This is a genomic window from Isoptericola sp. GX10416, assembly GCF_056590155.1.
This window is the reverse complement of sequence record NZ_JBWPVO010000005.1, coordinates 76,275-90,510: the sequence shown is the minus strand read 5'-3', so window position 1 is coordinate 90,510 and position 14,236 is coordinate 76,275. Positions and strand designations below refer to the sequence as shown.

Here is a 14,236-nt window from a genome sequence, read left to right as displayed (position 1 = left end):
GTGTGCGGTGAGGCGGGCGGGCCGGGCGCTCACGCCCGGCCCGCCGCAGATCACTCGGACTTCTCGGTCTCGGCCTCCGCCGCGGCCTCGACGGCCGGAGCGGCGTCGGCGCCGGGGGCCACGGCCTCGCCGTCGCCCGGCACACCCTCCGAGGCGGCGACGGCCGGAGCGGCCTCCGCAGCCTCGACGGCCTCGGCAGCCTCCGTGCTCTCGGCCGGCACGGTGCCCTCGGCGGCCACGGTGTCCGCGGCGCCCTCGGACTTCTCCGCCTCGGCACCGGCGAGGAGCTCGCGCTCCCACTCGGCCAGCGGCTCGGCCTCGGTCTCGGCGGCCGTGCCCTTCTTGCCGGAGGCGCGCTGCATCAGGCCCTCGGCGGCCGCGTCGGCGACGACGCGGGTGAGCAGCGTGACGGAGCGGATCGCGTCGTCGTTGCCCGGGATCGCGTAGTCGACCATGTCGGGGTCGCAGTTCGTGTCGAGGATCGCGACGACCGGGATGCCCAGCTTGCGCGCCTCGTCGACGGCGAGGTGCTCCTTGTTGGTGTCCACGATCCACACGGCGGACGGTGTCTTGGCCATGTCCCGGATGCCACCGAGCGTGCGCGCGAGCTTGTCCTTCTCGCGGCGCAGGACCAGCAGCTCCTTCTTCGTCAGGGACGAGGAGGCGACGTCGTCGAAGTCGATCTCCTCGAGCTCCTTGAGGCGCTGGAGACGCTTGTGCACGGTGGTGAAGTTGGTGAGCATGCCACCGAGCCAGCGGTGGTTGACGTACGGCATGCCGACGCGGGCGGCCTGCTCGGCGACGGGCTCCTGCGCCTGCTTCTTCGTGCCGACGAACAGGATGGTGCCGCCGTGGGCGACGGTCTCCTTGACGAACTCGTAGGCGCGGTCGATGTACGACAGCGACTGCTGGAGGTCGACGATGTAGATGCCGTTGCGCTCGGTGAAGATGAACCGCTTCATCTTCGGGTTCCAACGGCGGGTCTGGTGCCCGAAGTGGACACCGCTCTCGAGGAGCTGGCGCATGGTCACGACGGCCATGACTGGTCCTTTCGCCGCGCGGACCCGGGATCCTCCCGGTGACCGCGCGCATCAGGTGACCGCCGCGCGGGGCGGTCACGGTGCTTCGGTTGTCGGCGGCGGGCATCCGGCCCGGCACCCCTGGCATCACGCCGCGTCTGCGCCGCCGGCCCCGGAGGGACGGACGGACCGCTGCAGGCTCGGCCGCGCTCGCTCCGACCACGAGAGGACGGACGAGCACGTACGTGATGCGCGATGTCGACCGCTGCCTGCCCCGTCCGGGCCCCCGACGAGGATGTCGAGGGCAGGACGACGCGTGGGCAGCACTGGTCGCAGCAGGAAGTCTACCCGACGGGGTTCTCCGGCCGGACCGGTCACGGGCGTGGCACGGCTCACCCGGGCGGTACCCACGACCCGGCGGTGTCCACAGGCTCCCCGCCGGGCCGCACCGCGGCGGCGCCGGTCGGTGAGCCTGGGATCATGCCGTACACCGCACGGACCCCGCGCCTCGCCGTCCGCACCCTCCTGTCCGTCGTCGTCCTGACCGCGACCCTGCTCGCGAGCACCTGGGGCACGGCGACGGTGCAGGCCGCCCCGAGCGGCCTGCCCGGGCCGTGGCAGCCGCCTGCGGAGGGCAGCGTGCTGGAGCGGTTCGACCCTCCTGCCAGCCCTTGGTCCGCGGGGCACCGGGGGATCGACCTCGCGGCACCCCCGGGGACCACCGTCGTCGCGCCCACCGCGGGCGTCGTCACGTTCGCTGGCCAGGTCGGCGGGAAACCGGTCCTGGTCGTCTCGCACGGCGACCTGCGATCGACGTTCGAACCGGTGGAGGCCACGGCCGCGGTGGGCGCTCGCGTCTCGGCGGGCCAGCTCGTGGGCCAGGTGGCGGCGGACGCGGGCTCGTCGCACTGCGCACCGACCGGATGCCTGCACTGGGGCGTGCGCCGCGGCGCGGCGTACCTCGACCCGCTCGCACTGCTCGGCCAGGCGTCACCGATCGTGCTGCTGCCCCTGCCCGCCGCGTGACGGGCGCCCCCTCGGACCGGACCGTTCCAGGCCTACCTCGAACGGGAACGGCGGGACGCCGGCCGCTCAGGCCCGGGGGAATGCCTGGCGGAAGACCTGCTGGAGCCGTGCGGCGTCGACGTGCGTGTACCGCTGGGTGGTCCCGAGGTCCGCGTGGCCCAGCACCTCCTGCACCGACCGCAGGTCCGAGCCGCCGGCCAGCAGGTGCGTCGCCGCGGAGTGGCGCAGGTCGTGCGGAGCGATGTCGTCGACCCCGGCGACGGCGGCGAGCCGGTGAACCTGCTCGCGTGCCTGGCGCTGCCCCCACCGACCGCCACGGTCGCCCAGGAACAACGCCGGTGGCGAGTCTGCCCGGTCCAGCTCCGGCCGCCCCCGGCCCAGCCACGCGGTCACCGCCCGAGCAGCGGGGACACCGAACGGCACCACCCGCTCCTTGCCGCCCTTGCCGAGCACCCGCACGAGCCGTTCGTCGAGGTTCACGTCGCGGACATCGCACGCGACGAGCTCACCGATACGCACTCCCGAGCCGTAGAGGAGCTCGGCCGCCGCCCAGACGCGCAGCGCCGTCGGCCGCTGCCCGACTTCTGCCTCGTCGGCGTCCTGACGCGCCGTGTCGAGCAGCAGAGCCGCGGCCTCGGGCGAGAGCACGGTCGGCAGCGTCCGGGAGATCCGGGGGTTCGCGAGGCGCACCGACGGGTCGGAGGTGATCAGCCCTTCGCGGAGTGCCCAACGCAGGAAGGCCCGAGCCGCAGCACTGCGCCGGGCGAGCGTCGCCCGCGACAGGCCTCGGTCGGCCTGGGTGCCGAGCCAGCCGCGCAGGGCACCCAGATCGATCCCGTCCAGTCCCGACGCCCCGTGCCGCACGGCGTACCGCAGCAGACCCGTGACGTCAGCCCGGTAGGCGCGTCGGGTGTGCGCCGAGTGGCCTCGTTGGGCCGCCAGGTACCGCGTGAACCTGTCCACCGCGTCGGCGAGAGCGGCGGGCAGCGGCGGGACGTCCGGGCTGGTCATCAGCGCCAGTGTGCCGGGTCCAGGGGTGGCAACTGCGCAGGTGGCGCGGCGTTTCGCCGCTCTCGCTCAGCGCCGCGCCCCTCCGGCTCAGCGTCCCGCTCCCGCCCCGCGCCACCGGGCTCCCTCGCGCCGTGCGAGGCCGCGACGGTCCAGCCCGCCGAGCACCGTCACGACCCGGCGCGGCGGCAGGCCGGCGGTCCGCGCCAGCGCGTCGACCGTCGCGGCGGCACGCGCCGGCAGCGCGTCCAGGACGAGCAGCTCGTCCGGCCCCAGTCCCGCCCGCGGGTCCTGCTGTGGTCCGTCGCCGGCGCCGGCCGGGACGGCGTCCGTCCCGAGTGCTCCCGCGAGCTCCGCCGCCTCGCTCGCGTCCGTGACGCAGACCGCCGCGCCGTCCCGCAGGAGGCCGTGACACCCGGCCGAGGCCATCGACGTGACCGGTCCGGGCACCGCTCCGACCGGACGGTGGAGCTCGGCGGCGCGTCGCGCCGTCGACAGCGCACCCGACCGACGCGCCGCCTCGACCACCACCGTGGCGCCCGTGACGGCCGCGATGATGCGGTTGCGGGACAGGAACCGCTGGCGGAACGGCGCGGACCCCGGTGGCACCTCGCTGACGACGGCGCCGCCGGAGTCGACCACCCGGCGCAGCAGGGAGTCGTTCCCCTGCGGGTAGAAGCGGTCCACGCCGCCGGCGAGCACCGCGCACGTGGCACCCCCGCCCGCGACCGCGCCTCGGTGCGCCGCGGCGTCGATGCCGTAGGCGCCACCGGACACGACGGTGAACCCTCGGTCGACGAGCCCTGCCGAGAGGTCCTCCGCGACCCGTTCGCCGTACGACGTGGCCGCGCGAGCACCGACGACGGCCACGGAACGGGACGACCAGGTGGCCAGGTCCGCGGCGCCCCGCACCCAGAGCGCGAAGGGTCCGGCGATGCCCAGGTCGGCGAGCGACGTCGGCCAACGGGGATCAGCAGGAGTCAGGAGCGCACCGTCGTACTGGTGCAGCACGCGCAGCTCGCGCCGCGGGTCGAGGCTCGCCAGACGCTGCGACCAGCGCCCGACCGCGTCGGTGAGCCGCCGCAGGGTGCCCTCCTGCACCGCCGCCGCCAGCCGGCTCAGCTCCTCCCCTCGCAGCACCCGGGCCGGATCCGTCGCCGCGTCGAGCAGCCAGCCGAGCGCACCGACAGCCCCGAGGTGGGCGACCAGGGCGCCGGCGACGACGTCTCCCGGCTCGGCCAGCCGGCTCCAGGCGGCGGCCGCCAGCAGCGGGTCGTCGATGTCGAAGCGGACCCGGACGCCCGGACGCGGTGGCTCCAGGTCGAACAACGGCTCACCCACGGCGCTCACCGGTCCGGAACATCATGGCGGCGTCCACATCGGCCGTCGTCGGGACCTCGCGACCGTCCAGGTCCGCGACGGTCCAGGCGACCCGCAGCAGCCGGTCCGCCCCGCGCATCGAGAGGTCGCCGGCGTCGATCTGCTTCTCCACCTGGGCGAGGACACCGGGCTGCCCGCGGAGCCGGCCGCGCAGCCACGGTCCGGGAAGCTCCACGTTGGTGCTCCAGCCCGTGCCGGACCAGCGCGCGCGAGCCACGGCACGGGCCTGGCCCACCCGCGCGGCGACGACGGCGGATGCCTCGCCGCGCCCACCCAGCACGCGTTCCGCCCGGGTGAGCCCCGCGAGGTGCACCTGGAGGTCGACGCGGTCGAGCAGCGGACCCGACAGCCGGCCCACGTAGCGACGCCTCGCCGTCGGCGTGCACGTGCACTCGAGCCCGGCGTTGGTGCTCGCCATCCCGCACGGGCAGGGGTTGGCCGCGAGCACGAGCTGGAAGCGGGCCGGGTAGCGGGTCGCGCCACCACTACGGTGCAGGACGAGCTCTCCCGCCTCGAGCGGCTGTCGCAAGGTCTGCAGCACGCGGGGCGCGAACTCGGGCGCCTCGTCGAGGAAGAGCACGCCGCGATGCGCCCGGGACACGGCACCGGGCCGTGCCAGTCCGGTGCCGCCTCCGACGATCGAGCTGGGCGTGGCGGTGTGGTGCGGGTCCTCGAAGGGCGGACGTTGCAGGAGCCCGCCACCAGGGTCGAAGGTGCCCGCGACCGAGTGCACGCCGGTCACCTCCACGGCCTCGGCCTCCGTCAGGTCCGGGAGGATCCCGGGCAGCCGCGCGGCCAGCATCGTCTTGCCCGCCCCGGGCGGCCCGATCATGAGCAGATGGTGCCCGCCCGCGGCCGCCACCTCGAGGGCCATGCGGGCCTCGCTCTGACCCACCACGTCCCGCAGGTCGCCCTCGGGCCGGCGCACCACCGCCGGCCCCACCCGCGGGACCGCGACGACGCCATGGCCGCGGTCCAGCGTGCCGCCGTGCAGCCGGACGACGTCTGCCAGATGGGCGGCCTCGTGGACCGTCGCACCGGGGACCAGACGCGCCTCGGGCGCGTCGGCGGACGAGACCACCACGTCCCCGCAGCCCGCCGCGACGGACGCCGCCACGGCGGGCAGGACCCCACGGACCGGTTGCAGGCGCCCGTCCAGGCCCAGCTCAGCGAGATGCACGACCCGCTCGAGACCGTGGTGCGGCACCACGCCGGCGCCGGCCAGCACGGCCACGGCGACGGCGAGGTCGAACCCCGTGCCGGACTTGCGCAACGAGGCCGGCGACAGGTTCACCGTGATCTTGCGCTGCGGCCACGTGATCCCGCTGGAGAGCACCGCGGCGCGGACCCGGTCCCGGGACTCGGCGAGCGCAGCGTCCGGCAGACCCACCAGCGTGAACCCCGGCACGGAGGCCGCGAGCTGCGCCTGCACCTCGACGACGTGGCCCTCCATGCCGCTCAGGGCGACCGACGCCGTGGTGCCCAGCCCGCTCACAGGACCCCCTGCAGGTGCTCGACCTGTGCCGCACCGGAGCGCGGCAGCACGACGGCCACCACATCGATGCGGACCTCGCACCGCGGGGCCGAGCGGCTGTGCAGCCACTCCCCCGTCAGGCGCCTGATCCGGTCGAGCTTCGCCTGCGTGACCGCCTCGGCCGGGTGCCCGAACGCCGTCCCGCGACGCGTCTTGACCTCGACGACCACGATCGTGGCGTCTCGGCGCGTCACCAGGTCCAGCTCACCGCGGGTACCGCGCCAGTTGCGCTCGATCACCTCGTACCCGCGCTCTGTCAGGTAGCGCGCAGCCACCTGCTCTCCGTATCGCCCCACGGCGTCCTTGGCCAGCACGGAACCACCTCCGCGCACCACGATGCGGTGGCTCCGGGCCCGCTGCGGGCGCCTCGAGACGGTTCGTGGACCGCCGGACCCTGTGGGTGGCCTCGCCGCCGCGCGATCCCGCGGGCACGACCGAACCCGCGCTACAGGGCGATGTCCGCCTTCGCGAGCTCCTCGACGTTGACGTCCTTGAACGTCACGACCCGCACCGACTTCACGAAGCGCGCGGAGCGGTAGACGTCCCAGACCCACGCGTCGGCGAGCCGGAGCTCGAAGTACACCTCGCCGGCCGCCGAGCGCACCTGCAGGTCGACCTGGTTCGCCAGGTAGAAGCGGCGTTCGGTCTCCACCACGTAGGAGAACAGCCCGACGACGTCGCGGTACTCGCGGTAGAGCGCGAGCTCCATGTCGTTCTCGTAGTTCTCGAGGTCCTCGGCACTCACGCGGTCATCATCCCACCCGGGAGCGCAGGGGCACGCCCGACCCGACGCTCACCTCGTCCAGCGTGACCACCGCCGGCTCCGCCACGGCGGCCGCGGGCGGAGCGTCGGCCGCCGGCGCTGGTGCTGGTGCTGCCACGGTCGTGTCGTCCAGGACCCGCAGGTTCCAGGACCGCCGGTGCTGCGGAGTCGCCCCGTGCCGACGGAGCGCCTCCAGGTGCGCCGGAGCGGAGTAGCCCTTGTTCTGCTCCCAGGCGAACGCGGGGTACTGCGCTGCGAGCCTGCGCAGCAGCCCGTCGCGCTCGACCTTGGCGAGCACGCTGGCCGCGGCGACCGAGGAGCACTGCAGATCGGCCTTGACGAGGGTCCGCACCCCCGGTTCCGGGGCGTCGAGCGTGCGGCTCGGGTCCATCTCCGCCGCCTCGAACAGGTCGGCGTGCGGCCGGCTGAGCCAGTCGTGCGAACCGTCGAGCAGCACGACGTCGACGTCACCCGCCGTCCGGCGCACCTGCGCGAGCGCGCGCCGCCCGGCCAGCCGCAACGCGGCGACGATGCCGTGCGCGTCGATCTCCGCCGGTCCGGCGTGCCCGACGGCCCAGGCCACGGCCCACCGACGCAGCGGGTCCACCATGTCCTCGCGTGCCGAGGGCGAGAGCAGCTTGGAGTCGGTCAGTCCTCGCGGTGCCGTCCTCGTACCGGCGTCGACGACCACCAGGCCGACGCTGACCGGGCCCGCCAGGGCACCACGGCCGACCTCGTCCATGCCGCCCACCAGCAGCGCACCCTCGCCGATCAGCGCCCGCTCGGACCGCAGGGTGGGACTACGACGGGTGCTGCGTACGCTCACGGCTCTGGCACCTCGGAGAAGACGTCGCCGGGGTTGCGCAGCATGCGGGCGTCGTTGAACGGCCAGACGACCACGAACGCGGAACCCACCACGTTGTCCATCGGCACGAACCCGCCACCGGGCTTGCCGGTGTTGAACCGCGAGTCCTGCGAGTTCGGCCGGTTGTCGCCCATGACGAAGACCATGTCGTCCGGGACCACCGTCTCGAACTCGGTGCTGCTCGGTTCCACCCCGGGGGCGATGTACTCGGTCTCGTCGATCGCCACCCCGTTGACGCTGACGCGACCCTCCGCGTCGCAGCACACCACCGTGTCGCCGGGCGTGCCGACGACCCGCTTGATGAGGTGCTCACCCGTGTCCTGCGGCAGCAGCCCGACGAACGTCGCCGCGTCCCGCACCGCGTTGCCCACCGGGCCGCGGTCCGGTGCCTCGTACGGCGGGAGCCAGCCGCCCGGGTCCTTGAAGACCACGATGTCTCCACGGTTGACGTCCAGAGCGTCGGGCACGAGCCGGGAGACCATCACGCGGTCGCCGACCTGCAGGGTCTCCTCCATCGAGGAGCTCGGGATGTAGAAGGCCTGGACCAGGAACGTCTTGATCAACCAGGACAGGACCAGGGCGCTGACGATGATGATCGCCGTCTCGCGCAGCAGGCTCATCCCTCCGCCCGACCGGGCCGGGCGGGCGGCCGCGTGGGCGGGAACCGTCCCGTATCGCGTGGCGTCGTTCCCGTCGACGGCATCGGGGTCCGGCATGCCTTCGGGCTCGGGTCGGCGCTCTGCGGAGGTCACAGGGTCGGAGTCTGCCACGTCCACACCTTGCCAGAAGCAACATCGCAGCGCGAAACGCCGACGGGCGGCCCCTCCGCTGGAGGGACCGCCCGTCGGGACGCTCGGCGGGAGACCTCCCGCCACGGCTCACTTGGCCGGGGTAGCGCGCTTCTCGCGGATCTTGGCCTTCTTGCCGCGCAGCGAGCGCAGGTAGTAGAGCTTCGCGCGGCGGACGTCACCGCGGGTGACGACCTCGACCGAGTCGACGGTCGGGGCGTGCACCGGGAAGGTGCGCTCCACACCGACGCCGAAGCTGATCTTGCGGACGGTGAAGGTCGAGCCCACGCCGCTGTTGCGGCGGGCGATGACCACGCCCTGGAAGGCCTGGACACGAGAGCGGCTGCCCTCGACGACCTTCACGTTGACCTTGACGGTGTCTCCGGCACGGAAGTCCGGGATGTCGTCGCGCATCGCTGCCGCGTCGACGTTGTCGAGCGTCTTCATGGTTGTCTCCCCACCCTGCCACAGGTCAGAGCAAGCTCTGGGCCCGCACACGGCGGGCGAAGTCTTGTCCGAGGTGGTGCACCGTCCTCGGCCCGATGGTCTCCCCTGTGGCAGAGTTCGGGCTGCGGCACACCAGCGACCTATTCTGCCACACGCTCCAGCCGTGGACCCGGTCGAGGAGCGTCCGGAGTCTCGTGAGACGCGCCACGTGGTTCCCCGGCCGGCACGACACGCCACCCGAGACCGGCGAGGACCGTGCGGTCGTGCGCGTCGAGCAGGGCGGGGTCGAGCGCGGCCACCATGTCCGGTCGACGCGCGGCGGTCCGCTCGAGGGCTCGGTCACGGCGCCACCGGTCGATGCGGGCGTGGTGGCCGGAGAGCAGCACCTCCGGCACCTCGCGACCGTCCCACGTCGGCGGCTTCGTGTAGACGGGGTACTCCAGGAGGCCTGCCGCGCCGTGGGACTCCTCGACCAGCGAGTGCGGGTTCCCGACGACACCGGGCAGCAGCCTGCCCACTGCCTCGACCATGACGAGGGCCGCGACCTCTCCCCCGTTGAGCACGTAGTCGCCGATCGACAGCTCGCTGACCCGGTGCCCAGCGGCCCGGTAGCGCTCCGCCACCCGGGCGTCGATGCCCTCGTAGCGCCCGCACGCCACCACCAGCTGGTCCTCCGTCGCCAGCTCCTCGGCGCGCCGCTGCGTGAACACGTCCCCCGACGGCGTCGGCACGACCAGGTGCGCGCCGCGCGCCGCGGCGTCGGCGCCGGTGTCCGTCCTGGCGCCCGCGGACGGGTCGGGCAGGAGGTCGTCCAGCGCACGACCCCACACGTCAGGCCGCATGACCATCCCCGCTCCCCCACCGAAGGGCGTGTCGTCCACGGTGCGGTGTCGGTCGGTGGTCCAGTCCCGCAGGTCGTGGACACGCAGGTCGAGCAGTCCCGCCCGGCGGGCCTTGCCGACGAGCGACAGGTCGAGCGCGGCGAGGTAGTCGGGGAAGATCGTGACGACGTCGATCCGCACGTCAGGCCTCGTCCTCGTCGGGCGCCTCGGCCGCGTCCGCACGGTCGACGACGACGGCGCCCGCGTCGCGGGCCAGCAGCCCGCCCGGAGGGGTCAGCCCGACACGGCCACCGGGCACGTCGACCACCGGCACGATCGCGTGCACGAACGGCACGAGGGTGCGCTCGCCGCCGGTCTCACGCAGCACCAGGGCGTCGTGCGCGGGCAGATGCTCGAGACCGACGACCTCGCCCACGACGGTGCCGTCGGCCAGCTCGGCCCGCAGACCGGTCAGCTCGTGCGGGTACCAGGCGTCCTCCTCGTCCGACTCCGCGGACTCGACCACGAGCTCGACGCCGCGCAGGCCCTCCGCCGTGCTGCGGTCGGACGACTCGGCGAACTGGACGAGCCAGCGGCCCTGGTGCACGCGCGTCGCGGCGATCGTGAGCGGTCCGGCCTCGGGCGGGACCGTCTGGAGCACCGCACCCGTCGCGAACCGCTCCTCCGGGACGTCGGTCCGGACGTCGAGCGCCACCTCGCCCCGCAGGCCGTGCGCCTTGCCGATGCGAGCCACCACCAGCTCCATGTCTACTCCTCGTGGTCGGTCGGGCCTCAGGGCCCAGTGAACACGACGAGGCCCGGTCCCGTGGCGGGACCGGGCCTCGTCGGTGCTGCTCGTCGCTCTCGGTGCTCAGCGGCGGTCGACGTCCACGACGTCGACACGCACCGCGCCGTCGGTCGCCAGCGCGCCGACGACGGTACGGAGCGCCTTCGCCGTGCGGCCACCGCGGCCGATCACCCGGCCGAGGTCGTCGGGGTGGACCCGGACCTCGAGCAGGTCGCCGCGGCGCTGCGTGCGCGCCGTGACCCGGACGTCGTCCGGGTTGTCCACGATGCCGCGCACCAGGTGCTCGAGAGCGTCCGCGAGCATCAGGCCTCGGCCTCAGCCTCGTCGGACTCCTCGGCCTTGGCGGCGGACTTCTTCTCGGCAGCCTTCGCCTTGGCCTTCTCGGCCTCGGCGTGGACGGCCTCGATGGCGGCGGAGCTGTCGCCCGCGGCCTGCTTGGTCCGCAGGGTGCCCTCGGCACCCGGCAGGCCCTTGAACTTCTGCCAGTCGCCCGTGACACGCAGCAGGGCGGCGACCTGCTCGGTCGGCTGGGCGCCGACACCGAGCCAGTACTGGGCGCGCTCCGAGCTGATCTCGATGAGCGACGGCTCCTCGGTCGGGTGGTACTTGCCGATCTCCTCGATCACCCGACCATCACGCTTGGTGCGCGAGTCGGCGACGACGACGCGGTAGTACGGTGCCCGGATCTTGCCGAGGCGCTTCAGACGAATCTTGACGGCCACTGGTGTGGACTCTCCTGGTTCTGTGGGTGCGACCCGTGACACCACGCGGGTGGGGTCCTGCGGGTGGGCGGGTCAGGACTAGGCCTGCGCAGGTGAGAGGGGCCTGGGCACGCCGAGTACCCCGCTATTGTGCCAGACGCCGGCGACCTCCCCAACCTCGGCTCGGTCACACCCGTGCCGAGCGCGCCGGGGGGCACCCTCCCCCGCGACCACGGCACCGCCACGGGGACGACCAAGGCACGCCGGTCAGGGTGCGACGACCCGTCCGCGCAGGACGACGGCTGTGGGGTGGCGCAGGACCTCGACGTCCTCGCGCGGGTCCGCAGGGTAGACGACGAAGTCCGCGCTGGAGCCCTCCACCATCGCCCCGTGGCCGAGGTAGGCGCGGGCCCGCCAGGTCGCCATCGCGACGACCTCGGCGGCCGGGATCCCGGCGGCGACCAGCTCGGAGCACTCGTCCGCGATCCGCCCGTGGTCGATGGTGCCGCCCGCGTCGGTCCCGACGAGGAGCGGGATCCCGGCGTCGTACATCGCCCGGACCTGGTCGTACCGGCGTTGGTGCATGTGCCGCATGCGGGCGGCGTAGACCGGGTACTTGCCGGCGGCCTGCTGGGCGATCGCGTCGAACTGCGCCACCTGGAGCAGCGTCGGCGTGACGTGGATGCCTCGTTGGGCGATCTCGGGCATCACGTCGGGCGTGATGCCCGTGCCGTGCTCGATGCCGTCGACGCCCGCCGCGAGCAGATCCTCGATCACCTCGGTGGAGAAGGCGTGCACCGTGACCCGCGCGGCCTCGGCGTGCGCGGCGGCCACCGCCTCGGTGAGCACGTCGACCGGCCACAGCGGGCGCAGGTCGCCCTCCGCCCCCAGGTCACGGTCGATCCAGTCACCGACGAGCTTGACCCAGCCGTCCCCGGCACGGGCCTGCTCACGCACGACGCGCGGGAGGTCGGCGACGTCGTCGAGCTCCAGGCCGTAGTGGCGGAGGTAGCGCTTGGGACGGGCCAGATGCGAGCCGGCCCGCACGAGCCTCGGCAGGTCCGCCCGCTGCGCCACCCAGGAGGTGTCGAGCGGAGAACCGGCGTCGCGGGCCAGGAGCACGCCGGAGTCACGGTCGGCCAGGGCCTGCTTGACGGCGGCGTCCTCGTCGACGGCCCCGCCGGCGTCGAGCCCCACGTGGCAGTGCACGTCGACCAGGCCCGGGAGCACCCAGCCCTCGATCTGCGTGGCAGGGCTGCCCTGCGGCGTGGGCCGCAGCAGGCTGAGCCGGCCCTCGCGGACCCACATCTCGCCGACCTCGCGGTTGCCGTCGAGCAGGATGCGACCCGTGACGTGCAGGGGAACGTGCGGCACCGACATGACGGCAGCCTACCGGGGCGTCAGCGCCCGCCACCGAGCAGCTTGCCGAGGTCGCCCGGCAGCTGCAGGTTCTCGAGGTCCTTGCCGGACTGCTGGTCGTCCCCGCCCGACACGCCGAAGGCGGAGCCGGCCGGTGCGGACTTCTTCGCACCGCCACCCAGCGCACGCTGCATGGCCTCACGCTCCTGCTGCGCCCGCTTGGCGGGGTTGCCCGACTTGCCCTTGACCTTCTTCTTGGGCTGCTGCTTGCCGCGCGACTTCTTGCCACCGCCCGGCATCCCGGGCATCCCCGGCACGCCGCCCGGCATCCCCGGCATCCCGCCGCCCTGGGACATCTGGCGCATCATCTTCTGCGCCTGCGTGAACCGGTCGAGGAGCCCGTTGACCGCGGCCGTGGTCTGGCCGGCGCCGCGCGCGATCCGTGCGCGCCGCGAGCCGTTGATGATCTTGGGGTTCTCCCGCTCGGCCGGCGTCATCGACTGGATGAGCGCCTGGACCCGGTCGACCTCCCGCTCGTCAAAGTTCTCGATCTGGTCGCGCATCTGGGCCATGCCCGGCATCATCCCGAGCATCTTCTTCATCGAGCCGAGCTTCTTCATCTGCTGCATCTGCGACAGGAAGTCGCTCAGCGTGAAGTCCTCGCCCTGGGCGACCTTCGCCGCCATCTTCTCGGCCTCGTCGGCGTCGAACGCCTTCTCGGCCTGCTCGATGAGCGTCAGCACGTCGCCCATGTCGAGGATGCGGGACGCCATGCGGTCCGGGTGGAAGACCTCGAAGTCCGTGAGCTTCTCACCGGTCGAGGCGAACATGATCGGCCGGCCGGTGACCTGGGCGACCGACAGCGCCGCACCACCGCGGGCGTCACCGTCGAGCTTGGACAGCACCACACCCGTGAAGTCGACGCCCTCGGCGAAGGACCGGGCGGTCGTCACCGCGTCCTGACCGATCATCGCGTCGATCACGAACAGGACCTCGTCCGGCGTGATCGCCGACCGGATGTCGGCAGCCTGCTGCATGAGGACCTGGTCCACACCCAGCCGGCCCGCCGTGTCGACGATCACGACGTCGTGCTGCTTCGACCGCGCCTCGGCGACGCCGTCGCGCGCCACGCCCACGGGGTCTCCCACGAGAGCGGCGTCGGCCACGTCGTGGTCCGAGGTGTTGCCCGGGTGCGGCGCGAAGACGGGGACACCCGCGCGGTCGGCCACCACGGAGAGCTGGGTCACGGCGTTCGGACGCTGCAGGTCGGCCGCGACGAGGATCGGCGTGTGCCCCTGCTCCTTCAGGGCGAGGGCGAGCTTGCCCGCCAGGGTGGTCTTGCCGGCACCCTGCAGACCCGCGAGCATGATGACCGTCGGCGGGTTCTTCGCGAGCTGCAGCGGCCGGGTGCTGCCACCGAGGATCGTCACCAGCTCGTCGTTGACGATCTTGACGACCTGCTGCGCCGGGTTCAGCGCGCCCGAGACCTCCGCGCCGAGCGCACGCTCGCGCACGGCCGCCGTGAAGTGCCGCACGACGGGCACGGCGACGTCCGCGTCGAGCAGTGCGCGGCGGATCTCTCGCACGGTCGCGTCGATGTCGGCCTCGGAGAGCCGTCCCCGACCGCGCAGGTTCTTGAAGGTCGCGGTGAGCCGGTCCGACAGGGAGTTGAACACCAGGTGGTCCTCTTCGCGGGGTGGATGAAGTGCGGTCCCCT

The 14,236-nt window shown here is 73.5% G+C and carries 16 protein-coding genes; 1 reads left to right on the top strand and 15 read right to left on the bottom strand.

The features are described 5' to 3' along the window. Positions 1-50: 50 nt before the first annotated feature. Complete coding sequence (gene rpsB / locus ACWAT2_RS09720) at positions 51-1,040, bottom strand: 30S ribosomal protein S2 (protein ID WP_402375393.1); 990 nt, start codon at positions 1,038-1,040, stop codon at positions 51-53. A gap of 459 nt (positions 1,041-1,499) precedes the next feature. Here rpsB and ACWAT2_RS09715 point away from each other — a divergent pair, with 459 nt between their 5' ends. After that, complete coding sequence (locus ACWAT2_RS09715; RefSeq protein WP_402375395.1) at positions 1,500-2,045, top strand: murein hydrolase activator EnvC family protein; 546 nt, start codon at positions 1,500-1,502, stop codon at positions 2,043-2,045. A 66-nt stretch (positions 2,046-2,111) separates the two neighbouring features. On the opposite strand, the gene ACWAT2_RS09710 is transcribed toward ACWAT2_RS09715, so the two are convergent. From ACWAT2_RS09710 to ffh, 14 genes are all read right to left on the bottom strand, one after another. Further along, positions 2,112-3,056: a tyrosine recombinase XerC gene (locus ACWAT2_RS09710; RefSeq protein WP_402375396.1), complete on the bottom strand. Its 945-nt coding sequence runs from the start codon at positions 3,054-3,056 to the stop codon at positions 2,112-2,114. An 87-nt stretch (positions 3,057-3,143) separates the two neighbouring features. Next, positions 3,144-4,403 (bottom strand): DNA-processing protein DprA, encoded by a 1,260-nt coding sequence (gene dprA, locus ACWAT2_RS09705; RefSeq protein WP_402375398.1) that lies wholly within the window; start codon positions 4,401-4,403, stop codon positions 3,144-3,146. Continuing rightward, positions 4,387-5,928: a YifB family Mg chelatase-like AAA ATPase gene (locus tag ACWAT2_RS09700; RefSeq protein WP_402375400.1), complete on the bottom strand. Its 1,542-nt coding sequence runs from the start codon at positions 5,926-5,928 to the stop codon at positions 4,387-4,389. The genes dprA and ACWAT2_RS09700 overlap by 17 nt, the downstream gene beginning before the upstream one ends. Further along, positions 5,925-6,281, bottom strand: coding sequence for a YraN family protein (locus tag ACWAT2_RS09695; protein WP_402375402.1), 357 nt, complete (start codon positions 6,279-6,281; stop codon positions 5,925-5,927). The genes ACWAT2_RS09700 and ACWAT2_RS09695 overlap by 4 nt, the downstream gene beginning before the upstream one ends. Positions 6,282-6,412: 131 nt before the next feature. Then, entirely contained in the window at positions 6,413-6,712 is a 300-nt protein-coding gene (locus ACWAT2_RS09690; protein WP_106268126.1) for a DUF2469 domain-containing protein, read from the bottom strand. 7 nt (positions 6,713-6,719) lie between these two features. Beyond that, positions 6,720-7,556, bottom strand: a complete 837-nt coding sequence (locus tag ACWAT2_RS09685) for a ribonuclease HII (protein WP_402375405.1) — start codon at positions 7,554-7,556, stop codon at positions 6,720-6,722. Further along, positions 7,553-8,365 (bottom strand): signal peptidase I, encoded by an 813-nt coding sequence (gene lepB, locus ACWAT2_RS09680; protein ID WP_402375407.1) that lies wholly within the window; start codon positions 8,363-8,365, stop codon positions 7,553-7,555. The genes ACWAT2_RS09685 and lepB overlap by 4 nt, the downstream gene beginning before the upstream one ends. 108 nt (positions 8,366-8,473) lie before the next feature. Beyond that, positions 8,474-8,830, bottom strand: a complete 357-nt coding sequence (gene rplS / locus ACWAT2_RS09675; protein WP_402375409.1) for a 50S ribosomal protein L19 — start codon at positions 8,828-8,830, stop codon at positions 8,474-8,476. A 140-nt stretch (positions 8,831-8,970) separates the two neighbouring features. Then, complete coding sequence (gene trmD, locus ACWAT2_RS09670; RefSeq protein ID WP_402375411.1) at positions 8,971-9,852, bottom strand: tRNA (guanosine(37)-N1)-methyltransferase TrmD; 882 nt, start codon at positions 9,850-9,852, stop codon at positions 8,971-8,973. Position 9,853: 1 nt separating this feature from the next. Further along, positions 9,854-10,417, bottom strand: coding sequence for a ribosome maturation factor RimM (gene rimM, locus ACWAT2_RS09665; protein ID WP_402375413.1), 564 nt, complete (start codon positions 10,415-10,417; stop codon positions 9,854-9,856). 105 nt (positions 10,418-10,522) lie between these two features. Further along, positions 10,523-10,762, bottom strand: a complete 240-nt coding sequence (locus ACWAT2_RS09660) for an RNA-binding protein (RefSeq protein WP_402375415.1) — start codon at positions 10,760-10,762, stop codon at positions 10,523-10,525. Continuing rightward, entirely contained in the window at positions 10,762-11,181 is a 420-nt protein-coding gene (gene rpsP / locus ACWAT2_RS09655) for a 30S ribosomal protein S16 (protein WP_402375416.1), read from the bottom strand. The genes ACWAT2_RS09660 and rpsP overlap by 1 nt, the downstream gene beginning before the upstream one ends. 246 nt (positions 11,182-11,427) lie before the next feature. Then, on the bottom strand, positions 11,428-12,540 hold the full coding sequence (locus tag ACWAT2_RS09650; RefSeq protein ID WP_402375418.1) for an amidohydrolase family protein: 1,113 nt from the start codon (positions 12,538-12,540) through the stop codon (positions 11,428-11,430). 20 nt (positions 12,541-12,560) lie between these two features. After that, positions 12,561-14,195 (bottom strand): signal recognition particle protein, encoded by a 1,635-nt coding sequence (ffh, locus tag ACWAT2_RS09645; RefSeq protein WP_402375420.1) that lies wholly within the window; start codon positions 14,193-14,195, stop codon positions 12,561-12,563. Positions 14,196-14,236: the final 41 nt, after the last annotated feature.